The following is a 24,035-nucleotide window of genomic DNA, read 5'->3' as shown; positions in this document are numbered from 1 at the left end:
GATGTAGGTGTCAGTGATCGAGCAGGGCCAGGCTTTCATCCGCTATCTGGCGCTCCTCGTCGGTGGGGATGACCCAGATGGTCGGGGAGCCTTTGGCATGTATAGCAACGGCTTCACCACGGGCATGGCCGTTGTTGGCTGCCTCATCGAGTTTGAGGCCCATTGCACCCATGTGTTCCACCGTGCGTGCGCGAATCTTCGCCGAATTTTCGCCAATACCGCCGGTAAACAGCAGCCCGTCCAGGCGCGGCAGTGCTGCGCACAGGCCGAGTAGAGATCTGGCTAGTCGGTAGCAGAACACCTCAATGGCCAGTTTCGCTCCTTCGTGGTCGTCGTCGGCGGCGGCCTCCAACTGACGCATGTCGTTGGTCAGCCCGGAAAGGCCCAGCAGTCCGCTTTCGCGGTTGAGAAGTTGTTCGATTCTTGGCAAGTCCCAGCCCAGCGTGCGGCCCAGATGAGCATGCAGGTTAGGGTCTACGTCGCCACTGCGGGTGCCCATTACCAGGCCCTCGAGGGGCGTCAACCCCATGCTGGTATCCAGGCTGCGTCCGTCCAGCACCGCACAGCTTGAACATCCGTTGCCCAGGTGGGCACTGAGCCAGGCGCCCCTGCCAGGCGCGTGGCCACTGAGCAGGCTCGCCCGATGGGTAACGTATTGATGGCTGGTTCCGTGAAAGCCATAACGGCGAATGGCGTGCTCCCGGTAAAGGGCTTCCGGTATTGCGTAGCGATAGGCGTACGCGGGCATGCTCTGGTGGAAAGCAGTATCGAATATAGCCACGTGGGGTATGTCGGGAAAAACGGCCATTGCGGCCTGAATACCGGTCAGGTTGGCGGGGTTGTGCAGGGGTGCCAGGTCGGCATTGGCACTGATGGCAGCTATTACTTTGTTGTCTATCAGCTGGGCTTGGGTGAAGTGTTCGCCGCCATGTACCACCCGGTGACCTACCGCGCTCAAGGGTTGGCCGGCGTGCTGTTCGATCAGGGGGAGCAGGGCGGCCATGGCTGATCCATGTTCGCCATCCTCAAGCAAGGTTTCTTCCAGCGCGCTGGCAGTCTTCCATTGGAGTGTGGCCTGATCGCTACCCAGCCGTTCCGCAAGGCCGCTCAGCAGTGCTGCACTGTCGCCCTCGCGGCGCAGTGCGAATTTGATGGAGGAGCTGCCGCAATTGATTACCAGAACCAGTCGCTGGGTCATCGTTACCTCGTCAGTGGTCGGCCAGATGGCGGTCGGAAATCTTTCCGGGTCATAGTCTATACCAGCCTTGCGTCGGTCAACCCGTGCGTTCAGCGGTCAAACGGCGTAAACTGCTCCGTTTTAAGCGAAAAGACAGGTGACGAATTATGCAGATTGCTGCGAACAAAGCCGTATCGATTGAATACACACTCACCGATGATGCCGGCGAAGTACTTGATTCGTCCGCTGGTGGTGGTCCGCTGGTGTATCTGCAAGGTGCGGGTAACATCATCCCCGGTCTTGAGCAGGAGCTGGAAGGCAAGCAGCCTGGCGACGAGCTGAAAGTGACCGTTGAGCCAGAGCATGCCTACGGCGAATTCAGCGCCGAACTGGTAGCCGTGCTGGGCCGCAACATGTTCGAAGGTGTCGATGAGCTTGAGCCGGGCATGCAGTTCCACGCCTCCGGTCCTGATGGCAGCATGCAGATTGTCACCATCACCGCAGTCGAGGGTGACGAAGTGACCGTTGACGGCAACCATCCGTTGGCTGGCCAACGCCTGACTTTTGAAGTCAAGGTGGTTGAAGTGCGTGATGCGACCGAAGACGAAATCGCCCATGGTCACATCCATGGTGAAGGTGGCGTTGAGCACTAAGGCTGGTTGAGGGTCCCGGCTGACGGCCGGGCCAAAGCCATGCAGTGAAAAAGGCTTCCCAAGGGGAGCCTTTTTTGTGAGCGCTGTTTGGCTATTCAGTGTTATCAGTAGAATCCATTATCCTGGGGTGCGCTATTAATAATAGGTGACCGGTCGTATATTAGTCGTCATGAACGCTATTCAAGATAAACGCGCACGCATTCTGGCCGCCGGCACTGAAGTGATGCTGCTCAAGGGTTATAACGGAACGGGTGTGCAGGAAATCACCCAGAGCGCCGGTGTGCCCAAGGGCTCCTTTTACCATTACTTCGAAAGCAAGGAAGACTTTGCCATTCAGGCCCTGCATTACTATTACTTGCCGAGGCTAGAGCGCTTTGGCAGTGCACTGCAGGCCGACGATGCAAGCCCCCGGGAGCGAATTCTGCGTTTTTATCGGGATCTGGTCGGGTATTTTGCCAATCAGCATGAGCCAACTCACCAGTGCTTCATTGGTAGCCTTTGCCATGAGAAGGCAGGCGACAGCCAACCTATAGGTTATGCCGCAAGTGCCATTCTCAATCGCTCTAGTGAGTTGCTGGCTAATTGTCTGGTTGAAGCCCGTGAGGCTGGCGAGTTGCCCTCTGATCAAGACCCCCATGCGTTGGGCGCCTTTATTGGCGCTGCATGGGAAGGTGCCTTGCTGCGCATGAAGGTAGACCGGCAAATAGGCCCGTTACGCGTTTTTATCAGCCAGCTGGAGCGCCTGCTGCGGCCCTGACGGAGCTGTCGGCCGGCTGATGCTATTACACTGACCCTATAACAAGACGACCGGTCCACTCGATAACCGATGAACCGCGGTTGCCAACCAACATTCAACTCACTACAGGAGTTCTATCCATGTCCGCTGACACCAGTTCACTGTTTTCCTCCTTCCAGTACGGTCCCCTCACGCTGAGCAATCGCATCGTGATGGCACCCATGACCCGTAACTTTTCACCCAATGGTGTGCCGACTGACCAGGTTGTCGAGTATTACCGTCGTCGCTCTGAATCCGGTGTGGGCCTGATCATCACCGAAGGCACCACTGTCAATCACGCGGCAGCCAGTGGCTACCCTGACGTACCCGCTTTCCATGGTGAAGAGTCTCTGGCCGGTTGGAAGAAAGTTGTCGACGCGGTCCATTCGGTTGGCGGCAAGATTGCACCCCAGCTGTGGCACGTGGGGAACACCCGTCGTCTGGGCGCGGAGCCGAACGCCGATGTGCCCGGTTACGGTCCCATGGAAAAGCTCAAGGACGGCAGAAAAATCGTCCATGGCATGACCCGTGACGACATCCGTGAAGTAGTTGAAGCCTTTGCCCAGGCTGCCCGCGATGCGAAGGAAATCGGTTGTGATGCGATCGAGCTGCACGGCGCCCATGGTTACCTGATCGACCAGTTCTTCTGGGAGGGTACCAACACCCGCGATGACGAGTACGGCGGCAGCATGGAAAATCGTGGACGCTTCGCGGTGGAAATCATCAGTGCCGTGCGTGCTGCTGTGGGCCCCGAGTATCCGATCATTTTCCGCTTCTCCCAGTGGAAGCAGCAGGACTACACCGCGCGCCTGGCGCCGACGCCTGAGCTGCTGGAAGCTTTCCTGGCACCGCTGGTTGAGGCCGGCGTGGATATCTTCCACTGCTCGCAGCGCCGCTTCTGGGAGCCTGAGTTTGAAGGCTCCGATCTGAACCTGGCTGGCTGGACCCGCAAGATCACTGGCAAGCCCTGCATCACTGTAGGCAGTGTGGGACTGGACGGCGAGTTCCTGGAATTCATGGTCAAGACCGACAAGGTGGCTCAGACTGCCAACATCGACGACCTGTTGGTGCGCCTGGCGGCCAATGAGTTTGACCTGGTGGCGGTAGGCCGTGCGCTGATCGTTGACCCCGAGTGGGCAGACAAGGTCCGCGAAGGTCGTTTCAGTGAAATCCTGCCCTTCAGCCGCGAGGCTCTGAAGACCCTGGCTTGAGCCTCGGGTCTCTGGCGTGGGTGGCGCGTGTCATCTTCGCCGGACCTGATGCAGCTCTGCTCAGGTAACCTTCGAACCGATCAATCACCGGGCCCCAGCCAAGCTGACAGGCCCGGTGTCTAGCATGTATCCGCACGCTTCGCCTTCCCTCAACGTCATCGATCAGCCATAGGAGGTTGCAGGTGAACTGCTTGGCATCTCCCACGGGGGCAAGGCAGCCACTGAAGCGGTCACGTATGTGCTGGTGCGCGGCAGCGGAGTCGAACGCATTGATTGCAAGGCCCGACGCCATTGCCTCGGTCACCACATTGCCAAAGGTTTCGACAATACTTGGAAATACGAATATATCGGCACTGGCGTAAGCGCTGGCCAGTTCTGCTCCGTTCAACCAGCCGGTAAAGAGGGCGTCGGGTAACTGCTTTTGCAATTCTGCCCGCATTGGGCCGTCACCTACTACGACCAGCCGTAATCGCTCCGGATGATCAGTTGTTTCAAGCGCTTCTTTCCAGGCTTGTATCAGAAGTAAAAGATTCTTTTCCGGGGCTAGTCTGCCCACGTGTAGTAGCACGATGTCATTTTCTCCCGCCTGCCATTGCTGGCGCAGGTTCGTGCTGCGATGGCTCGGGTGAAAGCGCTCACAATCCACTCCCCTACCAAGCAGAACAAGATTCTCCAGCCCTGCACGCATCAGCTCCTTCTGCTGAGTAGGGCAGGCGGTCAGGGTCAGCTGCGTACGATTATGAAACCAGCGCAGGTAACTCATGATCGGCTGCTGCAGCAGGCCTACGCCATAGTGGTCGGCATACTGCTGGAAGTGCGTGTGAAAGCCGCTGATGACTGGAATGCCCATTTTCCGCGCAACGCGCAGTGCAGACCAGCCAAGAGGGCCTTCAGTCGCAAGGTAGATGGCGTCTGGCCGCTGCCGTTTCCACATCGCACGCAGGCGGTTGCCGGCTGGCAGGCCCAGTTGCAATTCGGGGTAACGTGGAATGGCCATGCCGTTGACCCGTCGTTCCAGCAGTTCCGGGCCGTTGCTGATGCCTGGATGCTCGCCTGATTGGGCCGGTCGAATCAGTTGTATCTGATGACCGCGGTTCAGGAGCCCTCGGCACAAATGGCCGAGGGTATTGGCAACGCCGTTCACCTGGGGTGCATAGGTTTCGGTGACCAGGGCAAAGCACTTTTGCGGAACGGGATCTGTTTTCATGATCCCAGTATGGAGCGCCGCGATGATGCAAGTGTGACGTTTTGATAACGGTTTTATGTCTGCGCTGACCCCCGTTCGCGCACCCACAGTAATGTTGAACCCGCCACGGCGGAGGGCATCACCAACAGGTTGATCAGCGGAATCAGCATACCCACGTAGACCGGCAGGCCGAACCCCATCGAGAGCAGCCGTCTGCCCCGCATCCAGCGCAGCAGATCGATAAAGCTGACCTGATCGTTGTCGGCCTGCAAATCAATATACTGCACAGCCATCATCCAAACACCAAAGACAATCAACAGTGGTGAGCTGATCAGATTGACCACCGGTACGAAGCTGAGCAGTAACAATATGACCAGCCGTGGCAGGAAGTAAGCTATTTTGCGCAACTCCCGCCCCAGGGCGCGTGGCACCACCAGCATGACGTCCCGCAGGCCGGTAGGCGGGCTGACCTGCCCGCGTTCCTGCTCAGCTATCTTCTCCGCAAGAAAGCCATAAAAGGGCGAAGCAATAAGGTTGGCCAGGATGCTGAAACCGAAGAACAGGACCAGGAGGACCAGCAGCGCAAAGAGTGGCCAGAGCAGCCATTCTATGAAGCTCAGCCACTGCGGTATCGTTGCCATCAACTGTGCCATCCAGATATTGAACTGGCGTATACCCCAGCCGATCAGGGCGGCAAACACCGCCAGATTCAGCAGCAGCGGGATCACCACAAAGCGGCGCAACCCGGGCTGGCGCACGCGTTGCCAGCCTTGACGCAGGTAGTCGGGGCCGCTCAATGGGGCAGAAGTTTGCTTCATGAAACAGATCCTTGCTGAAAGAGGATAAAAGAGCGCTGTGATAGGGTTAAACTATCCGGCTTATACAGTGATTGGAATACCCAGTACCAGCATGCATGGCCTAACATGCAACGCTGCTCTGGTCCGCCGGGGATCCCCGGCCAAAATCGACCGTCCGCATATTAACCCCACCGCGATCGCGGTGCTCTGGAGGCAGCATGACCGATGTACGTCACACCCGTCTGATTATTCTCGGATCCGGCCCGGCAGGTTACAGCGCCGCCGTTTATGCCGCGCGAGCAAACCTCAAGCCCGTGTTGATCACAGGCATGCAGATGGGCGGCCAGCTGACCACTACCACTGACGTCGACAACTGGCCAGGCGACGTGGAAGGCTTGCAGGGACCTGCTTTGATGGAGCGGATGCGCGAGCATGCCGAGCGCTTTGAAACCGAGATTCTCTTCGACCACATCAACAAGGTCGATCTGACCAAGCGCCCCTTCACTCTTTGGGGTGATCAGGGTGAATATCAGTGTGACGCCCTCATCATCGCAACGGGCGCCTCCGCCCGTTACCTGGGCCTGCCTTCGGAAGAGGCCTTCATGGGCAAGGGCGTTTCTGCCTGCGCTACCTGTGATGGTTTTTTCTATCGTAACCAGGACGTGGCTGTGATCGGTGGCGGCAATACGGCAGTCGAGGAAGCCCTGTACCTGGCCAATATCGCTCGCAAGGTCACCGTTGTACACCGCCGCGAAATATTCCGCGCCGAGAAGATCCTGGTGGACAAGCTGTTGGCACGCGTCGCTGAAGGCAAGATCGAGCTCAAGCTCAATGCCACCCTTGATGAAGTGCTGGGTGATCAGACTGGTGTGACCGGTATGCGCATCGCCAAGACCACCGGTGAATCCGAAGATATCCAGCTCAGCGGCGTTTTCATTGCCATTGGCCACACCCCCAATACCAGCCTGTTTGAAGGCCAACTGGATATGAAGGACGGTTACCTGAAGATTCAGAGCGGCACGGAAGGGAACGCGACTGCGACCAATATACCGGGCGTATTTGCCGCCGGCGACGTCGCCGACCATGTCTATCGCCAGGCGATTACTTCCGCTGGTGCTGGGTGCATGGCGGCGCTAGACGCCGAACGGTATCTGGACGAGCTGTAAAGCCCTGCGTCATTGGCAGTCTGTAATCGTATTGGAAATGGCCTCCTTAACAGGAGGCTTTTTCGTTTCTACCAGTACCACCCTAGCGCAAGAGTCAGTTCGTCACCTCGATTGCGCTCGTACATTAGCCGCAGGTCCTGGCTGCTCCCCATGCTTCTTCTCGCTTCCAAGCGCAAGGCGTTGTAGGCGGACACCTTTGCGGCGACTGGGAGCCGATGCTCCACCTGCAATTGCGCCTCCCACAACGATCCGGTTGCGAGATTCAGCCGCGCCCCAATTCGGGCAAAACCATAACCTTCCTGAAGTCGACTTTCCTGTACTGCTGCACCTATATAAGTGGTGCTAAACAGGCTTTCATCAAAACGGTAGCCGTAACCTCTGTCCGCCTGTATGCGTGGTACCAGGCAGTGCTCGCAGTCGAGGCGCAAGGGTTCTACGCCAACCTTGAGGTTCCAAGCCGTGCCTGTGTCTCCCGGGAGCCCGGTTAGAGCAGGGCTAACGCTTGCTATGGAGATAAGGTCCAATTGGCGTAGCTTTATCCCCTGATCGGAAATATGCAGGCGTAGATCGCCCATGCTCAGTGCAGCTCTTTTTACATGGGCATGATCTGCATCCAGAGCGTCGTAATAGGCGGGTCTCAAACGCACCGACAGGGCATGGGAAGTGTCGGAATTGTGGGTAATGCCTAACTGAAACCAGCTTGGAGCCCTGCCCGTATGGGGGGATTCGGGCTTTTTGTTGGCAAATGACGGTAAGCCAGGTGGCAGTTGGTAACGCATTGCCAGCGCCTCGCGGTGCGCCAGGTTGGCAGGGTCCTCCGCGCCAGCTGCTCGATCGCGTATGAACTGATAGTAATCCAGCAGGGTGTCCAGGATGCGCTGGCGAGAAGGCAGGTCCGCGCCAGTGAATGAGGCATCCTCAAAATGGATATCTTCGAGGGCCAGTTGTTTGAACAGTTGCTGTTCGAACGAGCTGAGTGCTTGATATTTCGTGTATAGCCGAGACTGACGAGAGGGGTGGTAGCGCACCTCGGACAAAAGCGGTCTGCTCTGGTAACTGGCGTCGCCCAGGCTCTGGATCAGGCTTTGTGGGATGGTCCAGGGCCGACTATCGGGCACGATTTTCAGGCCCTCAACGATTTCGAGTATTTCGGCCATGCGGTATGCGCAGTTGCGCCGGAAAAAATAGTAGGTGTAACGCTTGCCGAGTACTTCCCAGGCGTGTGCGGTAACCAACTCGACGGCATCGGGGGGCAGATCTAGCTGGTATTCCCACATATCGCGTAGTTCATTTTCGCCATAGTTGTGATTGTGGAAATAGAAATTGATATGGCTGAAACCGCCGTCGTAACCCCCGAAGATACCTTTGAAGATATAGGTTACGGGATCGTCATCGTTTTCCACAATGGCGCCATAATTGAGGCTTGCGTCCATCAGCCCCCCCTCGCTGCCATCGCCTGTAAAATTGAATTTCAGCAAGGTATGGCCGTAATACGAGGCGGGATTGCCTAGATAGCCGGTGGCGAAGACCACGCTGACCGACGAAACGGTATTGTCCCGCGTCCATTTGTCGAGGTCAGTGCAGTTAATATTCTTGTGCAGTTCCAGATCAGTGCCGAGTTGGCTCTGCAGCCAGAGCGCCCGGGCCGGAAACCGGCAGACGGCATGGGATCCAGCCGCATCGTCCGTGGCGACACTCTGTTGCAGTGCTGCAAGGGTAGCCTGTAGTTCAGCGAGCGGGTTCTGATGGCCATCGGCAGCAAGAAAGAATTCAGGGCTCGAAATCGCGCTTTGCAAGCGAGGCTGAAGCAATCCGGCTTTTTCGTAGTGGAGCAGATTCAGCCAGACAGGGTGGCTGGACAACTCCTGAAGAGCGTCCGGTTGTTCGTCGCAGAATGCGTTCTGACTGCTGATCAATAACAGGCAGCCGAACAGGCGGAGCAAATGTCGCACTAGGGAATGGTGCACTTGGAAGTCTTATTGTTCTGGGATACCGCGGGAAGAGGGTCGCCAGTGCATGGCACCGACGACCCGGCGACTCAAGCCTGACAGCTCAGGCTTACAGCCTGATCCATGGCATCGTAAAGGCCAGCGGCTTTTTCGATGTGGCTCATGTTTTCAAAACCATCCGCGCCGACCTGGCCGGACAGAGTGGTACGGGCGCTGGTGATGGCTGCAGGCTGGCGTGCTGCATCGCACTCGAGAATATTCAGCAGGGTAGTCAGGTGCTCGCCTTCACCTTTGGCAGTCTCTTCAGCCAGACTTTCATAGGTGTCATTGATGAAAAGTGCTGCGGCCAGATTTTTGCCCGAGCAGGTTTCAGGGCTCATCGTTGCAGATGTTACCGCGGTGGTGCCGATATCCCAGATCACGTTGGAGGTAACTGCAGCCCAACCGGTGTTGGGGAAGAGAGCTGCGCCGATACCGCAATCCACGAATGGATTCGGGCCGGAGCCGGGAGCTTTGGATTGTGCGAAGGACGGTGCACTGACAGAGACACAAGCAACAATAGCGGCGGCAGCCAAGATTCTAATTTTCATGTTTTTCATTCTTCCTGAATTATTTTTTATTACCTCGGGTCATAAAAAACCGAGGAAACGCAATATATTTCAAGGTCCGAAAAACGGCAATAGCCTTTTGCTAGTATTGAAGACGCTTTGCAAGCGGTACTTGAAGAGAATGCTTTGGTGCGAAATCACCGGGATGGGTCTGTAATTTAATGACCATTTGCTGTGCAAATGGTGCCTCGAGGGAGAATCGAACTCCCACTCTGTCACCAGAAACGGATTTTGAATCCGCCGCGTCTACCAATTCCGCCATCGAGGCCTGTGCTTTAGTACAGACGGCGCGGAGTATACGAATCCCGCGGGTTGATGGTCAATGCCGAAAGCTGTAATAAATGCGCTTTCTTTGGCCCGGGGTTCGGGTTTCGGCTATTATGTGCGGCCATTTTCCTACGTCCGGAAGCGATCTCTGCATGCGTCTCAGTGACTTTCATTTCGATCTGCCAGACAGCCTGATTGCACACCACCCGCTAACGGAGCGGCGTAGTAGCCGTCTTTTGTGCCTGGACGGTCCAAGCGGCAAGGTGACCCACCGGCATTTCGTTGATCTGCTGGAATATCTGCAGCCTGGCGATCTGATGGTATTCAATAATACCCGAGTGATACCTGCGCGGCTCTTTGGTCGCAAGGAAACTGGAGGTCAGCTCGAGATACTTGTCGAGCGTGTGCTCGACGCGCGGCGTGTGCTGGCGCACGTGCGGGCCAGCAAGTCGCCCAAGGCAGGTGGGCGCATTATCGTCGACGGCGGTGCAGTCGCGGTCATGGTTGTGCGTCACGATGCGCTATTCGAGCTTGCCTTCGATGAAGATGTACTGCCATTGCTTGAGCGCGTCGGCCATATGCCTCTACCGCCCTACATCGACCGCGCCGACGAGCCGGCGGACCGTGAGCGCTATCAGACGGTATATGCACAGAAGGCTGGAGCGGTGGCGGCGCCGACCGCGGGCCTGCATTTTGACAATGAAATGCTCCAGGCGATTGCCGACAAGGGCGTGCAGCGCGCTGAGGTAACCCTGCATGTTGGGGCTGGCACCTTCCAGCCCGTGCGGGTCGAGCGTATCGAAGATCACCAGATGCATAGCGAATGGCTGGAAGTCGGCGCGGACGTGGTCAACGCGGTCAAGGCCTGCAAGGCAAGCGGGGGCAGGGTGATCGCAGTGGGCACCACCAGCGTGCGATCCCTTGAAACCGCGGCCCGAGATGGCGAGCTGAAGCCCTTTAGTGGCGATACCGATATATTTATCTACCCGGGGCGACCCTTCCATGTGGTTGACGCCCTGGTGACCAATTTCCATCTGCCGGAATCGACGCTCCTGATGCTGGTGTCGGCGTTTGCCGGTTATACGCAAACCATGGCGGCCTATCAGGCAGCAGTCGCGGAGCATTACCGCTTTTTCAGTTACGGTGATGCCATGTTCATCACCCGCAATCCGGCCGCGGCCGGACCCGAGGACCTAGCATGAGTCACATGAACTTCGAGTTGCTGGCCACCGACGGCAAGGCGCGTCGCGGCAGGCTGACTTTCCCCCGCGGTGCGGTGGAAACCCCCGCGTTCATGCCGGTGGGTACCTACGGCACGGTCAAGGGCATGTTGCCCCGCGATGTGGAAGCGATTGGCGCCCAAATCATTCTTGGCAATACCTTTCACCTGTGGCTGCGCCCTGGCACAGAGGTGATCAAGGCGCACGGGGATCTGCATGACTTCATGCAATGGCAAGGTCCGATTCTGACCGATTCCGGCGGTTTTCAGGTGTTCAGTCTTGGCGCCATGCGCAAAATCAAGGAGGAGGGCGTGTATTTCTCCTCCCCGGTTGATGGCGCCAAGGTATTCATGGGGCCGGAGGAGTCGATGCAGGTTCAACGGGACCTGGGCTCGGATATCGTAATGATCTTCGATGAGTGCACCCCCTATCCCGCGGACGTTGATACTGCTCGCCGCTCGATGGAGTTGTCCCTGCGCTGGGCGAAACGCTCCAAGGACGCTCACGGCGATAATCCCTCTGCGCTGTTCGGGATTGTGCAGGGCGGCATGCATGAAGAGCTACGTTTGCGTTCGCTGGAAGGCTTGAACGAAATCGGCTTCGACGGTCTGGCGATTGGCGGGCTGTCTGTCGGCGAGCCAAAGGAAGAGATGATCAAGGTCCTGGACTTCTTGCCCCAGCACATGCCGGCCGACAAGCCGCGCTATCTGATGGGTGTCGGCAAGCCCCAGGATCTGGTTGAAGGGGTACGCCGCGGGGTGGATATGTTCGATTGTGTGATGCCCACACGCAACGCGCGCAATGGCTACCTCTTTGTTGATGCGGGCGTGATCAAGATCCGCAACGCGGTGCACAAGCACGACTCTTCGACGCTGGATCCGACGTGCGACTGCTACACCTGCCAGAATTTTTCCCGCGGATATCTGCACCATCTGGACAAGTGCGATGAAATGCTCGGCAGTATGCTTAACACCATCCACAATCTGCGCTACTACCAGCGCCTGATGAGCGGTTTGCGCGGTGCCATCCAAACAGGTACATTGAGCGCCTTTGTGGACGACTTCTACGCTCGGATTGGCTTGCCGGTACCTCCCCTGGAGGCCTGAAAAGCGCTCTGGAAGCGCCCTTGATCTTTCTTTCGAGTAAATACTACAGGAGTGTCACATGAGCTTTTTCATACCTGCCGCCATGGCCCAGGAAGCTGGGGCTGCAGCCCCTATGGGTGGTGGTTTCGAGTGGATTTTTCTGGTCGGTTTTCTGGTTATCTTTTATCTGATGATCTGGCGTCCCCAGGCCAAGCGCGCCAAGGAACACAAGAATCTGATTGGCGGTCTGGGCGTAGGTGATGAGGTTGTCACCGGCGGCGGTATTCTTGGCAAGGTCAAGAAAGTTACCGACGAGTTCATCGTGCTGGAAGTGAGCGAAGGCCAGGAGCTGAAGTTCCAGAAGGGCGCTGTTGTAGCGGCGCTGCCCAAGGGCACATTGAAAGCCATCTGATCCGCACCAACCACCTTTCTTCGGGCGCCCTTTGGCGCCCGGATTGTTATCGGGCTCCGATATGCTCAACCGTTATCCCCTCTGGAAATACCTGCTGATCGTCGCCGTACTCGTGCTCGGCGTGATCTACGCATTGCCTAACCTTTATCCGGACGACCCGGCTATTCAGATTTCCGGCGCACAGACTGGTCAGACTATCGAGCAGCGTGAGTTGGATCGTATCGAGTCCGCGTTGCAGTCGGCCGGTATAGAGACCAAGGGCACTGATCTGGGCGATCTTGATCGCTCCGGGCTGGTGCGTCTGGTCAACCGGGCAGACCAGCTGGCAGCGCAGGATGTGGTGCGCCGCACCCTTGGCCAGGAATTCATCGTTGCCCAGAATCTGGCTCCAACCACGCCGCAGTGGCTGATGAACATTGGCGCCGGTCCCATGAAGCTGGGTCTCGATCTGTCTGGCGGTGTGCACTTCCTGCTGGAAGTGGACATGGACAAGGCCATTGAAGCGCGGGTCAATGTGTACGAAAGCGAAATCCGGAATCTGTTGCGCGGGGAGCGTGTGCGCTATCGCAGCATGCCCAATCAGGGCAATGTGCTGCAGTTCGGGTTTACTGATGAGGCGCAGTTGTCGGAAGCACAGCGTCTGATCGGTGCCGACTACAACCAGTTCCAGATGACTACCGTCAGCCGTGAAGAACTGGAAGTGCTGCGTCTGACCCTGACTGAAGCCGAAATGGCAGAAATTCGTGATTATTCGGTGCGTCAGAACCTGACTACGGTGCGTAATCGGGTGAACGAGCTGGGTGTTGCAGAGCCGCTGGTTCAGCGTCAGGGTGCCAATCGCATCGTGGTGGAGCTGCCAGGTGTGCAGGACACGGCCGAAGCCAAGCGTATTCTGGGCAAAACGGCGAACCTCGAGTTTCGCCTTGGTGCGGAGCCGGATGCGCCACGCGCCACTGTTGAGACCTTTGACTTTCGCGGTGACAAGCGGCCACCAGCTGACGTAGAGCGCAGCATCATTCTCACCGGTGACCAGGTCACCGATGCACAGTCCAACTATGACGAGAACGGTCAGCCCCAGGTCAATATTCGTCTGGATGGCCCTGGCGGCGACATGATGACCCGCGCCACGCGCAACAACGTGGGCCGCGGTATGGCGGTGATCTTCATCGAGCAACGGCAGATTTCCCGCAAGGTTCAGCAGGAAGTCGACGGTGAGATGGTCGAAGTGGATGTGCCGGCCTTTATCGAGGAAAAGAGCATCATCAGCCTGGCGACTATTCAGAGTACGCTGGGCAACCAGTTCCGGATTACCGGGCTGGATTCGCCTGCAGAATCTTCTGAACTGGCCTTGTTGCTTCGTGCCGGTGGTCTGGCAGCGCCGATGTACTTCGTTGAAGAGCGTACCGTAGGTCCGAGCCTGGGTGCGGAGAACATCGCCAAAGGCATATCGGCCACGCAAGCCGGTTTCGTGCTTGTGCTGATCTTCATGCTGATTCTGTACAAGGTTTTTGGGGTGTTCGCGGGGATTGCGTTGAGCTTCAACCTGGTGCTGCTACTGGCTCTGATGTCTCTGCTGGGCGCCACGCTGACGTTGCCGGGTATTGCGGGTATCGTGTTGACGCTGGGTATGGCGGTGGACGCCAACGTGCTGATCTTTTCCCGTATCAAGGAGGAAATTGCCGGTGGAGTATCAGCGCAACGGGCTATCCACGAAGGTTACGACAAGGCATTTTCTGCGATCATCGACGGCAGCCTTACAACCCTGCTGGTGGGTGTGATCCTGTTTGCCATGGGCTCCGGTCCGATCAAGGGCTTTGCGGTAACGCTCTCGCTGGGCATTCTTACATCGATGTTCAGTGCCATCATGGTCACCCGGGCGATGGTCAACCTGACCATTGGTGGGCGTGACATCAAGAAGCTGTGGCTGTGAGGAGCGCGTCATGATTACCAGTAAAAGCATCAACTTCATGGGGCTGCGCAAGTTCTTCTTCGCAGTCGCCGTTGTTCTCATGATCGGCTCCATCGCCAGCCTTGCGGTCAAGCAGCTCAATCTGGGCCTCGACTTCACAGGTGGCGCGCTGGTCGAGCTGCAATACGAGTCAGCAGCGGATCTGTCCGAGGTTAGAACCATCCTGCGCGCGGCGGGTTACGACGATGCGGTGGTACAGAACTTTGGTGCATCCACCGACGTGCTGATCCGGCTGGCCAGTGAAGATCCAGATCTGGGTAGCCGGATCGCGGAAATCGTCCAGAGTGAAGAAGGCGGTGAAGTCACCATCAAGCGTATCGAGTTCATCGGGCCGCAGGTAGGTGAAGAGCTGCGTGATCAGGGCGGCCTGGGCATGCTGCTGGCGATGGGCGGAATCCTGCTCTACGTCTCGCTGCGTTTTCAGATGAAGTTCGCCGTGGCCTCCATCGTGGCGCTGGTTCACGACGTGATTTTCACGCTGGGTATCTTCTCGTTCTTCGGCTTGTCCTTCGATCTGACGGTGCTGGCGGCATTGCTGGCGGTGATCGGTTATTCGCTGAACGATACTATCGTGGTGTTTGACCGGGTCCGGGAAAACCTGCGAGTGATGCGCAATGCCGATCTGGAAGAAGTGATCAACGTATCCACTACTCAGACGCTGGCGCGAACCTTGGCAACATCGGCATCGACCTTGCTGGTACTTTTCGCGCTGTACTTTTTCGGTGGCGAGAATATCCAGGGTTTTGCGCTGGCGCTGATCATCGGTGTGGGTATCGGTACCTATTCGTCTATCTATGTGGCCAACGGCCTGTTGATGACGATGAACCTGACCCGCGAAGATCTGATTCCGCCGCAGATTGAAGAAGAAGTGGACGACCGCCCCTAACGGCAGCACGCCGCCGAGCGGCAAGTTTCAAGCGGCAAGCGGCAAGCTAAAAGCTAGAAGCCTCAAGCCTCAAGCGACAAGCGGTAAGCTTCAAGCTGGCCGTGCAGACGTAAAAAAAGGTTCTTGGCTAAAGTCCGTTGCGATACGGACCAAAGCGAAGAACCTTTTTTGCTTCCAGCTTCGAGCCACTCCGGCCTGCTTGAAGCTTGCCGCTTGCCGCTGGAAGCTTGAAGCTTGCAGCTGGCTGAAGCGCCTTAGCGCTTCATGCCTGGCGCCAGGTGCGGCTGAATGGCAGTCAGTACCGCCTTGAAGCACTTGGGGTTGCCGGCCACGATATGGCCTTTCTCCAGGAAGTGGTGGTCACCGGTGAAGTCGCTGACCAGGCCGCCTGCTTCCTGAATCAGCAGTGTGCCAGCTGCCATGTCCCACTCGGCCAGGCCGGCCTCCCAGAAGGCGTCATAGCGGCCAGCTGCCACATAGGCCAAATCCAGGCTGGCTGCGCCGCAGCGGCGGATGCCGGCGGTCTGGCCAACCAGGCTGCGGAACATGCCCAGGTAGTTGTCCAGTGATTCCATCTGGTTCTGGCGGAACGGGAAGCCCGTGCCCAGGAGCGCACCGTCCAGTGTCTTGCGTGAGGTTACCCGCAAGCGCTTGCCGTTGAGGGACGCTCCGCGGCCGCGGCTGGCGGTGAATTCTTCCTGGCGAACCGGGTCCAGCACAACTGCGTGTTCAATTCTGCCCTTGATGCGGCAGGCGATGCTGACTGCATAGTGAGGAATACCGCGGATAAAGTTGGTAGTGCCGTCCAGCGGATCGATGATCCAGACAATGTCGGCGCCGTCACCCTGGCCAGGCTGAAAGCCGGATTCCTCGGCATGAATGCCGTGATTCGGGTAGGCCTTGCGCAGATGGGCGATGATGGTCTGTTCGGCAGCCCGGTCAACTTCGGTAACGTAATCGTTGGCCTCTTTCTCGTTGACGGTCAGAACGTCAAGCCGCTCTACGGAGCGATAGATCAGTTCTCCTGCGCTGCGTGCGGCGCGCAGGGCGATGTTCAACATGGGCTGCATACGGGTGTCTCTGATTAGGGGGTTTCGAAGAGCCAGAAATTGTAGCAGATAAGCCAGCCAACATGAATGCATCATGGCCTTTGTGTGCTGGCTTTTGTAAGATGTGCGGTTCCTCGCCAACCGGCGCAACCGTCGTGGAGTGCTTACGTGCTGGACAACGTTCGAGTGGTTCTGGTCAATACCAGTCATCCCGGCAATATCGGTGGCGCGGCCCGCGCAATGAAAAATATGGGGCTCACCCGCTTGGTACTGGTCGATCCGCAGCGTTTTCCGGATCCCAATGCCGCTGCACGCGGGGCCGGAGCCGACGATGTGCTCGAAGGCGCCTTGATTGTCCCCACCCTTGAGGAAGCTATCGCCGACTGCGTGCTGGTGATGGGTACAAGTGCGCGGGACAGGCGCATCCCCTGGCCGGTAGTAGACCCTCGCGAAGCGGCGGAAAAGGTGCTCGATCAGATAGCCGAGCTGCCGGGTGCACAGGTGGCGCTGGTATTCGGACGGGAAGATTCCGGCCTGACTAGCGAAGAGCTGCAGCGTTGCCAGTTCCATGTGCATATACCTTCGAATCCGGACTTCAGCTCTTTGAATCTGGCGGCCGCGGTACAGGTTCTGGCCTATGAACTGCGTATGCTGGTGCTCAAGCGTCAGGACCAGCCTACCCACATGCAAAAGATCGAAACCACGGCAACCCAGAACGAAATTCCCACTACTGCCGAGGAGATGGAGCAATATTTTGGCCATCTGCAGCAGGTGCTGGTTGAAATCGGCTTCCTCGACCCGCAGAAACCCAGACAATTGATGCCACGACTGCGCCGCCTGTATGGCCGGATCCGGATAAATCGGATGGAAATGAACATTCTGCGTGGCATCCTTACCGAAACACAGAAAGCCATCGGCGTGAAAGCGACCGGTGAGCGGAGACGTTAACCATGTTCAAGCGTATGAAGGAAGATATTGCCAGTGTGTTCCACCGGGATCCGGCAGCACGCAGCACCGTGGAGGTGCTGTTCTGCTATCCCGGGCTGCACGCCATCTGGTTGCATCGACTGGCCCATGCGCTGTGGGTGCGTAACGCCAGACTGGTAGCGCGCATGGTGTCGAACTTCGCCCGCTGGGCGACCGGTATCGAGATTCATCCCGGCGCGAAACTGGGTCGCCGTTTCTTTATTGACCACGGCATGGGGGTGGTCATCGGCGAGACGGCCGAGATCGGTAATGATGTAACGCTGTATCAGGGGGTCACTCTGGGTGGCACCAGTTGGGATAAGGGCAAGCGCCATCCAACCCTGGAAGACGGTGTGGTTGTGGGTGCCGGGGCCAAGGTGCTGGGGCCTTTCACGGTGGGTGCCGGTGCCAAGATCGGATCCAATGCGGTAGTCACCAAGGCTGTGCCTGCTGGTGCAACTGCGGTGGGTATACCTGGTCGTGTCATTCTCAAGGAGTCGGATAAGCGTGCCGACGAGCAATGCGCCAAGCGTCAGGCCATGGCCGAAAAGCTCGGTTTCGATGCCTATGGGGTCACCCGTGATACGCCTGACCCGGTAGCTCGGGCAATCGGTCAGATGCTTGACCATATGCAGGCGGTGGACAGTCGCCTGGAAGGTATGTGCCACGCCCTGGGCGAGCTTGGCAGTGATTACTGTGCCAAGGAGCTGCCAGTGCTGGGCGGCGAGGATTTCGATCTGCTCAAGGCTGAAGTCGATAGCGTTGAAGCCAAATCCGATGATGCCAGCGATGCTGGGCGTTTATAGGACACGATGCCGATGTTGCCGATCTATCTCGATTACGCCGCCACTACCCCGGTTGACCCTGCGGTTGCCGAAAAGATGATGGGTTGTCTGACGATGGACGGCAATTTTGCTAACCCGGCTTCACGCTCACACATCTACGGCTGGAAGGCCGAGGAGGCGGTAGAGCTTGCGCGGCGCCAGGTAGCTGACCTGGTGGGTGCCGACCCGCGGGAAATAGTCTGGACCTCTGGCGCGACCGAGTCCGATAATCTGGCGATCAAGGGTGCGGCGCGCTGTCGTGCCGAGCGTGGACGGCATATCATCACGTCGCAGATCGAGCACAAGGCGGTGCTCGATAGTTGTCATCAACTGGAGCGTGAGGGTTTCGAAGTGACCTGGCTCAAACCGGAAGCTTCGGGGATCATCGAGCCGCAGCAACTACAGCAGGCGATGCGCGAGGACACCATTCTTGTATCGCTTATGCACGTAAACAACGAGATTGGCACCATCAACGATATTGCGGCTCTGGGTCATATTGCCCGCTCAGGGGGGGCGTTGATGCATGTGGACGCGGCGCAGTCCACTGGAAAGCTGCCGATCGATCTGCATCAGTTACCGGTTGATCTCATGTCCTTCTGTGCCCACAAGACCTACGGGCCCAAGGGTGTTGGAGCGCTCTACGTGCGCCGTGATCCCTCCCTGCGGCTTGAGGCGCAGATTCACGGGGGTGGTCACGAGCGTGGCATGCGTTCAGGTACCCTGCCCACCCATCAGATTGTCGGTATGGGAGCCTGTTTTGCTCTGGCCGGGGAATTGATGGACCAGGAACATCAGCGCATTAGCGACCTGCGCGACCTGTTGCTGGCCGGTCTGGCCGAGTTGCCCGAGGTGTTTCTCAATGGTAGCCGTGAGCGTCGCATACCGCACAACCTCAATCTTGCCTTTGCCGGAGTGGACGGGGAGCTACTGCTTCTTGCCTTGAAAGATCTGGCTCTATCTTCGGGTTCGGCCTGTACTTCTGCCTCGGTTGAGCCATCCTATGTGCTGCGTGCACTGGGTATGTCCAATGCGCTTGCCCAGGGGTCGCTGCGTCTCTCGTTGGGTCGCTTTACCTCGGCCGACGAAGTGAAACGTGCTGCGCAGATACTCTGCACTGTGGTTCCCAGGTTGCGCCAGGGCGGCTGAACCGGTTGCCCCCTCGCGCTAGGCTGGTGAATCTGCTGGCCGGTATGTATTTCCCTCTAACCTGCGTATAATCCGCGGGTTAACAATTTCGTAAAATTTCTCACCTCACAATTATTTTCTGGAGAGTTTTCCATGGCCGTAGAACGTACCCTGTCCATCATCAAGCCCGACGCCGTTGCCAAGAATGTTGTTGGTCAGATCATCAGCCGTTTCGAGAAGGCGGGTCTGAGCGTTGTGGCTGCCAAGATGGTTCAGCTGTCCCAGTCCGATGCTGAAGGCTTCTATGCCGAGCACAGTGCACGTCCCTTCTTCAAGGATCTGGTTGGCTTCATGACCTCCGGTCCGGTTGTTGTGCAGGTGCTGGAAGGCGAAGGCGCCGTGCTGAAGAACCGTGAACTGATGGGCGCCACCAACCCCAAGGAAGCCGACGCAGGCACCATTCGCGCTGATTTCGCTGAATCCATCGATGCCAACGCTGTACATGGTTCGGATTCCACTACCTCAGCGGCTCGCGAAATCGGTTATTTTTTCGCAGAAACTGATCTTTGCCCGCGCGGCTGAGACGACTTTCAACACCAGGGTGATGATGTGACTGCTACAACCAATGCCAACGGCAAAGTTAATCTGCTGGGTCTGACCCAGCCGAAAATGGAAGCCTTCTTCGAGAGCCTCGGGGAAAAGCGCTTCCGTGCCGGACAGCTTATGAAGTGGATTCATCACCAGGGTGTCGGTAATTTCGACGAAATGACGAATGTCAGCAAGGCGCTGCGTGAAAAGCTCGCAGCCTGCGCCGAGATTCGTCCGCCGGAAGTGGTCAGCGAAGATATCTCCACCGACGGCACACGCAAGTGGGTCGTACGCGTTGCCTCTGGCAGCTGTGTGGAGACTGTCTACATCCCTCAGAATGGGCGGGGCACCTTGTGTGTGTCTTCCCAAGCGGGATGTGCGCTGGACTGCAGTTTCTGCTCTACCGGCAAGCAGGGTTTCAATAGTGATCTGAGCGTGGCTGAAATCATCGGCCAGGTCTGGATCGCCAACAAGTCGTTCGGCAGTATCCCGGCCAAGACGGACCGCGCCATTACCAACGTGGTGATGATGGGCATGGGTGAGCCACTACTGAACTTCGACAATGTGCTCGATGCCATGTTGTTGATGATGGATGATCTGGGTTATGGGATATCCAAGCGCAAGGTTACGCTGTCGACCTCCGGTGTCGTGCCGATGATCGAGAAGCTGGGCGAGGTGACTGACGTAGCATTGGCCTTGTCGCTGCATGCACCCAACAACGCCCTGCGTAACCAGCTGGTCCCGCTGAACAAGAAGTATCCGCTGGAAGTTCTACTGCCCGCCTGCAATCGATATATGGCCAGACTGGGCGAGAAGCGGGTGTTGACCATCGAGTACACCATGCTCAAGGACATCAATGATCAGCCGGAACATGCCGAAGAGATGATTGAGCTGCTCCGCGAAACGCCGTGCAAGATCAATCTCATCCCATTCAATCCCTTTCCCCATTCGGGTTACGAGCGGCCAAGTAACAACAGTATTCGCCGCTTTCAGGATATGCTGCACAAGGCGGGTTACAACGTTACCGTTCGGACCACCCGGGGTGAAGATATCGATGCCGCCTGTGGCCAACTGGTCGGGCAGGTCATGGATCGTACCCGACGCAGCGAACGCTACATCGCTCTAAGAGAATTACCGGTCGACGGGCAGCCTGTGGAGCAGCCCTCCAGCGCGGACCGGTAAGCCATCCAACCGAGGATCGATTGTGATGAACAGAATGATGATCGCGGTAACATTGTTAACGGCCATCGCCCTCAGCGGGTGTGTAACAACCAGCGACCAGCCGCAAAAAAACAAGCCTGATCCGGACGCCGGGCGTGATGCGTATATTCAGCTGGGCCTTGGCTATCTTCGCGAAGGCGAAACAGAAAGTGCCAAGGCGCCACTCAGCGAAGCACTGAAACTGGATCCTCGCTCGGCTGCTGCACACCTGGCGCTGGCGATGGTGTTTCAGCAGGAAGGTGAAACCGGTTCGGCTGACAAGCATTATCGGGATGCTCTGGCCAGTGAGCCGGCCAATCCGAGAATATTGAACAATTATGGGGTTTTCCTGCTCAGTGAAGAGCGCTATCAGGATGCTCTGGGTTACTTCGAGCAGGCAGCGCAGGACACTTTGTATGGTGAGCGCTCCAGGGTATTTGAGAATATCGGTCTGACTTATCAGCGCATGGACCAGCCGGAGGAAGCCAAGGCGAGCTTCGAGCGTGCCCTGCGATTGAATAGCCGGCAACCTCTGGCACTGCTGGAGATGGCAAAGATCGAGTTCTCTCAGCAGAATTATGTCCCGGCATGGGACTACTATCGCAATTTCACCCAGTTTTCCGGGCAGAATGCCGCCAGCCTCTGGCTAGGCATTCAGCTGGCACGGCGGTTTGAAGATCACAATCGCGCTGCAAGCTACGCGCTGCAGTTGCGTCGCCTGTATCCAACAAGCCCGGAAGCGCAAGCATTGAAGGCAGCAGATCAATCATGAGTACAGAGCAGCGAGATGCGATGCCGCCAAATGGTGAATTTCGGCCTGACGACGGACGGATGGCCCATCCCGGCGCCACCTTGCAGGCAGCGCGTGAAGCCAAGGGGCTGAGCACTGCCGAGGCGGCGACCAGTTTGCGGCTTCCGGAGAAAATACTGGTTCATCTTGAAGCCGGACGCTTCGATCAGTTACCTGGGGACACCTTCGCCCGTGGCTATGTGCGCAGCTATGCTCGCTTGTTGGGCCTGGACGCCAACCGGTTGGTGCTGGAATACGACCGGTCACGGGGTATTGAAGTGCGTGAGCGTCAGGTCAGCGGCATCGACAAGATGACCAAGCCGGGCAAGGCGGGCGGTATGCTGGTGACCTGGACAACGGTGATCGTCGCTCTGGCCATCCTGGCCTCCATTCTCCTTTGGTGGTACGACAGCCAGCCGACGCGTTCTGTCGAGGATGTGTCCAGTATCGCTGGTCAGGCCCTTGATGAGGTTGAGGTAGATGCGCTGGCGTTGCCCGAGAATTTTGCCTCGGAGCCCTCGCCGCCCGGTGAAGCTGCTATGTCGGTTCCCGATCCGGTGACTTCGGTGACAGACGCTGAGGGCCCGGCAGACGCCACTGGTAACCTCGCAGTGCCAGACGACGGAACAATGTCTGATGGTGCGGCCGAGATTCCTGTTGAGGAGCCACAGGCTGCGCTGGATCAGGTTGAACAGCCGCAGCCTACGGCGGTTGTCGAGCAAGAGCCTGTTGTGGAAAGTCAAGAGCAGCCGGCAGTGGCGGGTAGCGGGTTGCAGATGCAGTTCACCGGTGACTGTTGGGTGCAGGTCAGGACCCCAGGTGGCGACTCCTTGCACAGCGGCCTTATGCAGGCAGGTCAGTCGCTGTCAATCGATCATCAGGGGCCAATAGAGGTGGTAATCGGCGCGGTTGAGGCCGTTTCAACAATTGCCTTCAATGGCGAGCCGGTGGACACGCAAAGCGTCCGCGAATCGGGCGTTGTTCGCCTGCGCCTGGGCTGAAGGAGCTACGCGATGCATCACGAGTCACCCATCAAGCGCAGAGTGTCACGGCAGATCCGGGTTGGGTCGGTCCTGGTCGGCGGCGATGCGCCCATCTCCGTGCAGAGCATGACCAATACAGAAACCTGTGATGTGGCCGCCACAGTTGCCCAGATCAGGCAGCTGGAGGCTGTAGGTGCAGACATCGTCAGGGTTTCGGTGCCCAGCATGGAAGCTGCAGAAGCATTCGGCGAGATCCGCAAGCAGACTGCCATGCCGCTGGTTGCGGATATTCATTTTGACTACAAGATCGCGCTTCGAGTCGCCGAGTTGGGCGTTGATTGTTTGCGCATCAATCCGGGTAATATCGGGCGTGAAGACAGGGTTCGCGCGGTTGTTGACGCTGCGCGTCACAATGGTATCCCTATTCGCATAGGTGTGAACGCAGGCTCCCTGGAAAAAGACCTGCAGAAAAAATACGGAGAGCCGACGCCAGAGGCCCTGGTGGAGTCTGCGTTGCGTCACGTCGAGTATCTCGACAAGCTGGATTTTCAGGACTTCAAGGTTAGCGTTAAGGCATCAGACGTGTTCATGGCCGTGGGTGCCTACCGGTTGCTGGCTGCGCAGATCGATCAGCCATTGCATCTGGGTATTACCGAGGCGGGTGCGCTGCGTTCGGGCACGGTCAAATCTGCCGTGGGTCTGGGCATGCTGCTTGCCGAGGGGATCGGAGACACCATCCGAATTTCTCTGGCTGCCGATCCGGTGGAAGAGATCAAGGTAGGCTACGACCTGCTCAAGTCACTGCGCCTGCGCTCGCGGGGCATCAATTTTATCGCTTGTCCAAGCTGCTCGCGTCAGAACTTCGACGTGATCAAGACCATGAATGAGCTCGAGGCACGACTCGAGGATGTCGTGGTACCTCTGGATGTGGCAGTGATTGGTTGCGTGGTGAACGGGCCCGGCGAAGCCAAAGAGGCTGATATCGGTCTGACAGGTGGCTCTCCGAACAACCTGATTTACGTCGGCGGCACGCCGGACCAGAAAGTCGATAATGTTCACCTGGTCGACACGCTGGAAAAACTCATTCGAGACAAGATTGCTGCCAAACAGGCGCTGGAAGCCAATACCATCGCCCGTGGCTGATTAAGG

General features: G+C 57.7%; 23 protein-coding genes and 1 tRNA gene. 17 read left to right on the top strand and 7 right to left on the bottom strand.

Annotated features, from left to right (window positions below):
* Nucleotides 1–10: 10 nt before the first annotated feature.
* Nucleotides 11–1,198 carry an acetate/propionate family kinase gene (locus IEV54_RS12770; RefSeq protein ID WP_150278073.1) on the bottom strand — a complete coding sequence of 396 codons (1,188 nt, stop codon included), beginning with the start codon at nucleotides 1,196–1,198 and terminating at the stop codon, nucleotides 11–13.
* A gap of 146 nt (nucleotides 1,199–1,344) precedes the next feature.
* Here IEV54_RS12770 and IEV54_RS12765 point away from each other — a divergent pair, with 146 nt between their 5' ends.
* From IEV54_RS12765 to IEV54_RS12755, 3 genes are all read left to right on the top strand, one after another.
* Complete coding sequence (locus IEV54_RS12765; protein WP_150278074.1) at nucleotides 1,345–1,830, top strand: FKBP-type peptidyl-prolyl cis-trans isomerase; 486 nt, start codon at nucleotides 1,345–1,347, stop codon at nucleotides 1,828–1,830.
* A 169-nt stretch (nucleotides 1,831–1,999) separates the two neighbouring features.
* Nucleotides 2,000–2,587 (top strand): TetR/AcrR family transcriptional regulator, encoded by a 588-nt coding sequence (locus IEV54_RS12760; protein WP_150278075.1) that lies wholly within the window; start codon nucleotides 2,000–2,002, stop codon nucleotides 2,585–2,587.
* A gap of 119 nt (nucleotides 2,588–2,706) precedes the next feature.
* Nucleotides 2,707–3,816, top strand: a complete 1,110-nt coding sequence (locus IEV54_RS12755) for an NADH:flavin oxidoreductase (protein WP_150278076.1) — start codon at nucleotides 2,707–2,709, stop codon at nucleotides 3,814–3,816.
* Here IEV54_RS12755 and IEV54_RS12750 read toward each other — a convergent pair.
* On the bottom strand, nucleotides 3,785–5,023 hold the full coding sequence (locus tag IEV54_RS12750; RefSeq protein ID WP_150278077.1) for a glycosyltransferase family 4 protein: 1,239 nt from the start codon (nucleotides 5,021–5,023) through the stop codon (nucleotides 3,785–3,787). The two genes, IEV54_RS12755 and IEV54_RS12750, sit on opposite strands and share 32 nt — an antisense overlap.
* Nucleotides 5,024–5,076: 53 nt before the next feature.
* Complete coding sequence (cysZ, locus tag IEV54_RS12745) at nucleotides 5,077–5,820, bottom strand: sulfate transporter CysZ (protein ID WP_150278078.1); 744 nt, start codon at nucleotides 5,818–5,820, stop codon at nucleotides 5,077–5,079.
* Between the two features lie 197 nt (nucleotides 5,821–6,017).
* Between cysZ and trxB the strand changes: the two genes are divergently transcribed.
* Complete coding sequence (trxB, locus tag IEV54_RS12740) at nucleotides 6,018–6,965, top strand: thioredoxin-disulfide reductase (protein WP_150278079.1); 948 nt, start codon at nucleotides 6,018–6,020, stop codon at nucleotides 6,963–6,965.
* 68 nt (nucleotides 6,966–7,033) lie between these two features.
* On the opposite strand, the gene IEV54_RS12735 is transcribed toward trxB, so the two are convergent.
* From IEV54_RS12735 to IEV54_RS12725, 3 genes are all read right to left on the bottom strand, one after another.
* Nucleotides 7,034–8,917 (bottom strand): Lnb N-terminal periplasmic domain-containing protein, encoded by a 1,884-nt coding sequence (locus IEV54_RS12735; protein ID WP_188434456.1) that lies wholly within the window; start codon nucleotides 8,915–8,917, stop codon nucleotides 7,034–7,036.
* 86 nt (nucleotides 8,918–9,003) lie between these two features.
* Nucleotides 9,004–9,504 carry a DUF3015 family protein gene (locus tag IEV54_RS12730; RefSeq protein ID WP_223825470.1) on the bottom strand — a complete coding sequence of 167 codons (501 nt, stop codon included), beginning with the start codon at nucleotides 9,502–9,504 and terminating at the stop codon, nucleotides 9,004–9,006.
* 199 nt (nucleotides 9,505–9,703) lie between these two features.
* Nucleotides 9,704–9,790: transfer RNA gene (locus tag IEV54_RS12725), tRNA-Leu, on the bottom strand.
* A 151-nt stretch (nucleotides 9,791–9,941) separates the two neighbouring features.
* Between IEV54_RS12725 and queA the strand changes: the two genes are divergently transcribed.
* The 5 genes from queA (at nucleotide 9,942) to secF (ending at nucleotide 15,361) form a co-directional block, all read left to right on the top strand.
* Nucleotides 9,942–10,991, top strand: a complete 1,050-nt coding sequence (gene queA, locus IEV54_RS12720; RefSeq protein ID WP_150278081.1) for a tRNA preQ1(34) S-adenosylmethionine ribosyltransferase-isomerase QueA — start codon at nucleotides 9,942–9,944, stop codon at nucleotides 10,989–10,991.
* Nucleotides 10,992–10,996: 5 nt separating this feature from the next.
* Nucleotides 10,997–12,115 carry a tRNA guanosine(34) transglycosylase Tgt gene (tgt, locus tag IEV54_RS12715; RefSeq protein ID WP_150278202.1) on the top strand — a complete coding sequence of 373 codons (1,119 nt, stop codon included), beginning with the start codon at nucleotides 10,997–10,999 and terminating at the stop codon, nucleotides 12,113–12,115.
* A gap of 58 nt (nucleotides 12,116–12,173) precedes the next feature.
* The gene (gene yajC, locus IEV54_RS12710; protein WP_150278082.1) at nucleotides 12,174–12,506 is read left to right on the top strand and encodes a preprotein translocase subunit YajC; all 333 of its coding nucleotides are present in this window, start codon (nucleotides 12,174–12,176) and stop codon (nucleotides 12,504–12,506) included.
* Nucleotides 12,507–12,567: 61 nt separating this feature from the next.
* Nucleotides 12,568–14,436 (top strand): protein translocase subunit SecD, encoded by a 1,869-nt coding sequence (gene secD, locus IEV54_RS12705; RefSeq protein WP_150278083.1) that lies wholly within the window; start codon nucleotides 12,568–12,570, stop codon nucleotides 14,434–14,436.
* Nucleotides 14,437–14,446: 10 nt separating this feature from the next.
* On the top strand, nucleotides 14,447–15,361 hold the full coding sequence (gene secF / locus IEV54_RS12700) for a protein translocase subunit SecF (RefSeq protein WP_150278084.1): 915 nt from the start codon (nucleotides 14,447–14,449) through the stop codon (nucleotides 15,359–15,361).
* Between the two features lie 254 nt (nucleotides 15,362–15,615).
* Here secF and suhB read toward each other — a convergent pair whose 3' ends face one another.
* Nucleotides 15,616–16,431 carry a type III secretion system regulator SuhB gene (suhB, locus tag IEV54_RS12695; RefSeq protein ID WP_150278085.1) on the bottom strand — a complete coding sequence of 272 codons (816 nt, stop codon included), beginning with the start codon at nucleotides 16,429–16,431 and terminating at the stop codon, nucleotides 15,616–15,618.
* Nucleotides 16,432–16,578: 147 nt separating this feature from the next.
* Here suhB and trmJ point away from each other — a divergent pair, with 147 nt between their 5' ends.
* From trmJ to ispG, 8 genes are all read left to right on the top strand, one after another.
* The gene (trmJ, locus tag IEV54_RS12690) at nucleotides 16,579–17,358 is read left to right on the top strand and encodes a tRNA (cytosine(32)/uridine(32)-2'-O)-methyltransferase TrmJ (protein WP_223825471.1); all 780 of its coding nucleotides are present in this window, start codon (nucleotides 16,579–16,581) and stop codon (nucleotides 17,356–17,358) included.
* Nucleotides 17,359–17,360: 2 nt separating this feature from the next.
* Nucleotides 17,361–18,182 carry a serine O-acetyltransferase gene (gene cysE, locus IEV54_RS12685; protein WP_150278087.1) on the top strand — a complete coding sequence of 274 codons (822 nt, stop codon included), beginning with the start codon at nucleotides 17,361–17,363 and terminating at the stop codon, nucleotides 18,180–18,182.
* 12 nt (nucleotides 18,183–18,194) lie between these two features.
* Nucleotides 18,195–19,346, top strand: a complete 1,152-nt coding sequence (locus IEV54_RS12680; protein WP_229734567.1) for an IscS subfamily cysteine desulfurase — start codon at nucleotides 18,195–18,197, stop codon at nucleotides 19,344–19,346.
* Between the two features lie 132 nt (nucleotides 19,347–19,478).
* Nucleotides 19,479–19,907 (top strand): nucleoside-diphosphate kinase, encoded by a 429-nt coding sequence (gene ndk, locus IEV54_RS12675; protein WP_150278089.1) that lies wholly within the window; start codon nucleotides 19,479–19,481, stop codon nucleotides 19,905–19,907.
* A gap of 27 nt (nucleotides 19,908–19,934) precedes the next feature.
* On the top strand, nucleotides 19,935–21,095 hold the full coding sequence (gene rlmN / locus IEV54_RS12670) for a dual-specificity RNA methyltransferase RlmN (protein ID WP_150278090.1): 1,161 nt from the start codon (nucleotides 19,935–19,937) through the stop codon (nucleotides 21,093–21,095).
* Nucleotides 21,096–21,120: 25 nt separating this feature from the next.
* A complete protein-coding gene (gene pilW, locus IEV54_RS12665) occupies nucleotides 21,121–21,885 on the top strand; it encodes a type IV pilus biogenesis/stability protein PilW (protein WP_373286449.1) in 765 nt (254 codons plus the stop codon).
* On the top strand, nucleotides 21,882–22,904 hold the full coding sequence (locus IEV54_RS12660; RefSeq protein WP_150278091.1) for a RodZ domain-containing protein: 1,023 nt from the start codon (nucleotides 21,882–21,884) through the stop codon (nucleotides 22,902–22,904). Before pilW ends, IEV54_RS12660 begins: the two co-directional genes overlap by 4 nt.
* Before the next feature lie 12 nt (nucleotides 22,905–22,916).
* Nucleotides 22,917–24,029: a flavodoxin-dependent (E)-4-hydroxy-3-methylbut-2-enyl-diphosphate synthase gene (gene ispG / locus IEV54_RS12655; RefSeq protein WP_150278092.1), complete on the top strand. Its 1,113-nt coding sequence runs from the start codon at nucleotides 22,917–22,919 to the stop codon at nucleotides 24,027–24,029.
* Nucleotides 24,030–24,035 lie beyond the last annotated feature (6 nt).

Origin of the sequence: Halopseudomonas salina, from assembly GCF_014637955.1 — a bacterium.
Taxonomy (GTDB): domain Bacteria; phylum Pseudomonadota; class Gammaproteobacteria; order Pseudomonadales; family Pseudomonadaceae; genus Halopseudomonas; species Halopseudomonas salina.
This window is presented reverse-complemented; position numbering and strand designations above follow the sequence as displayed.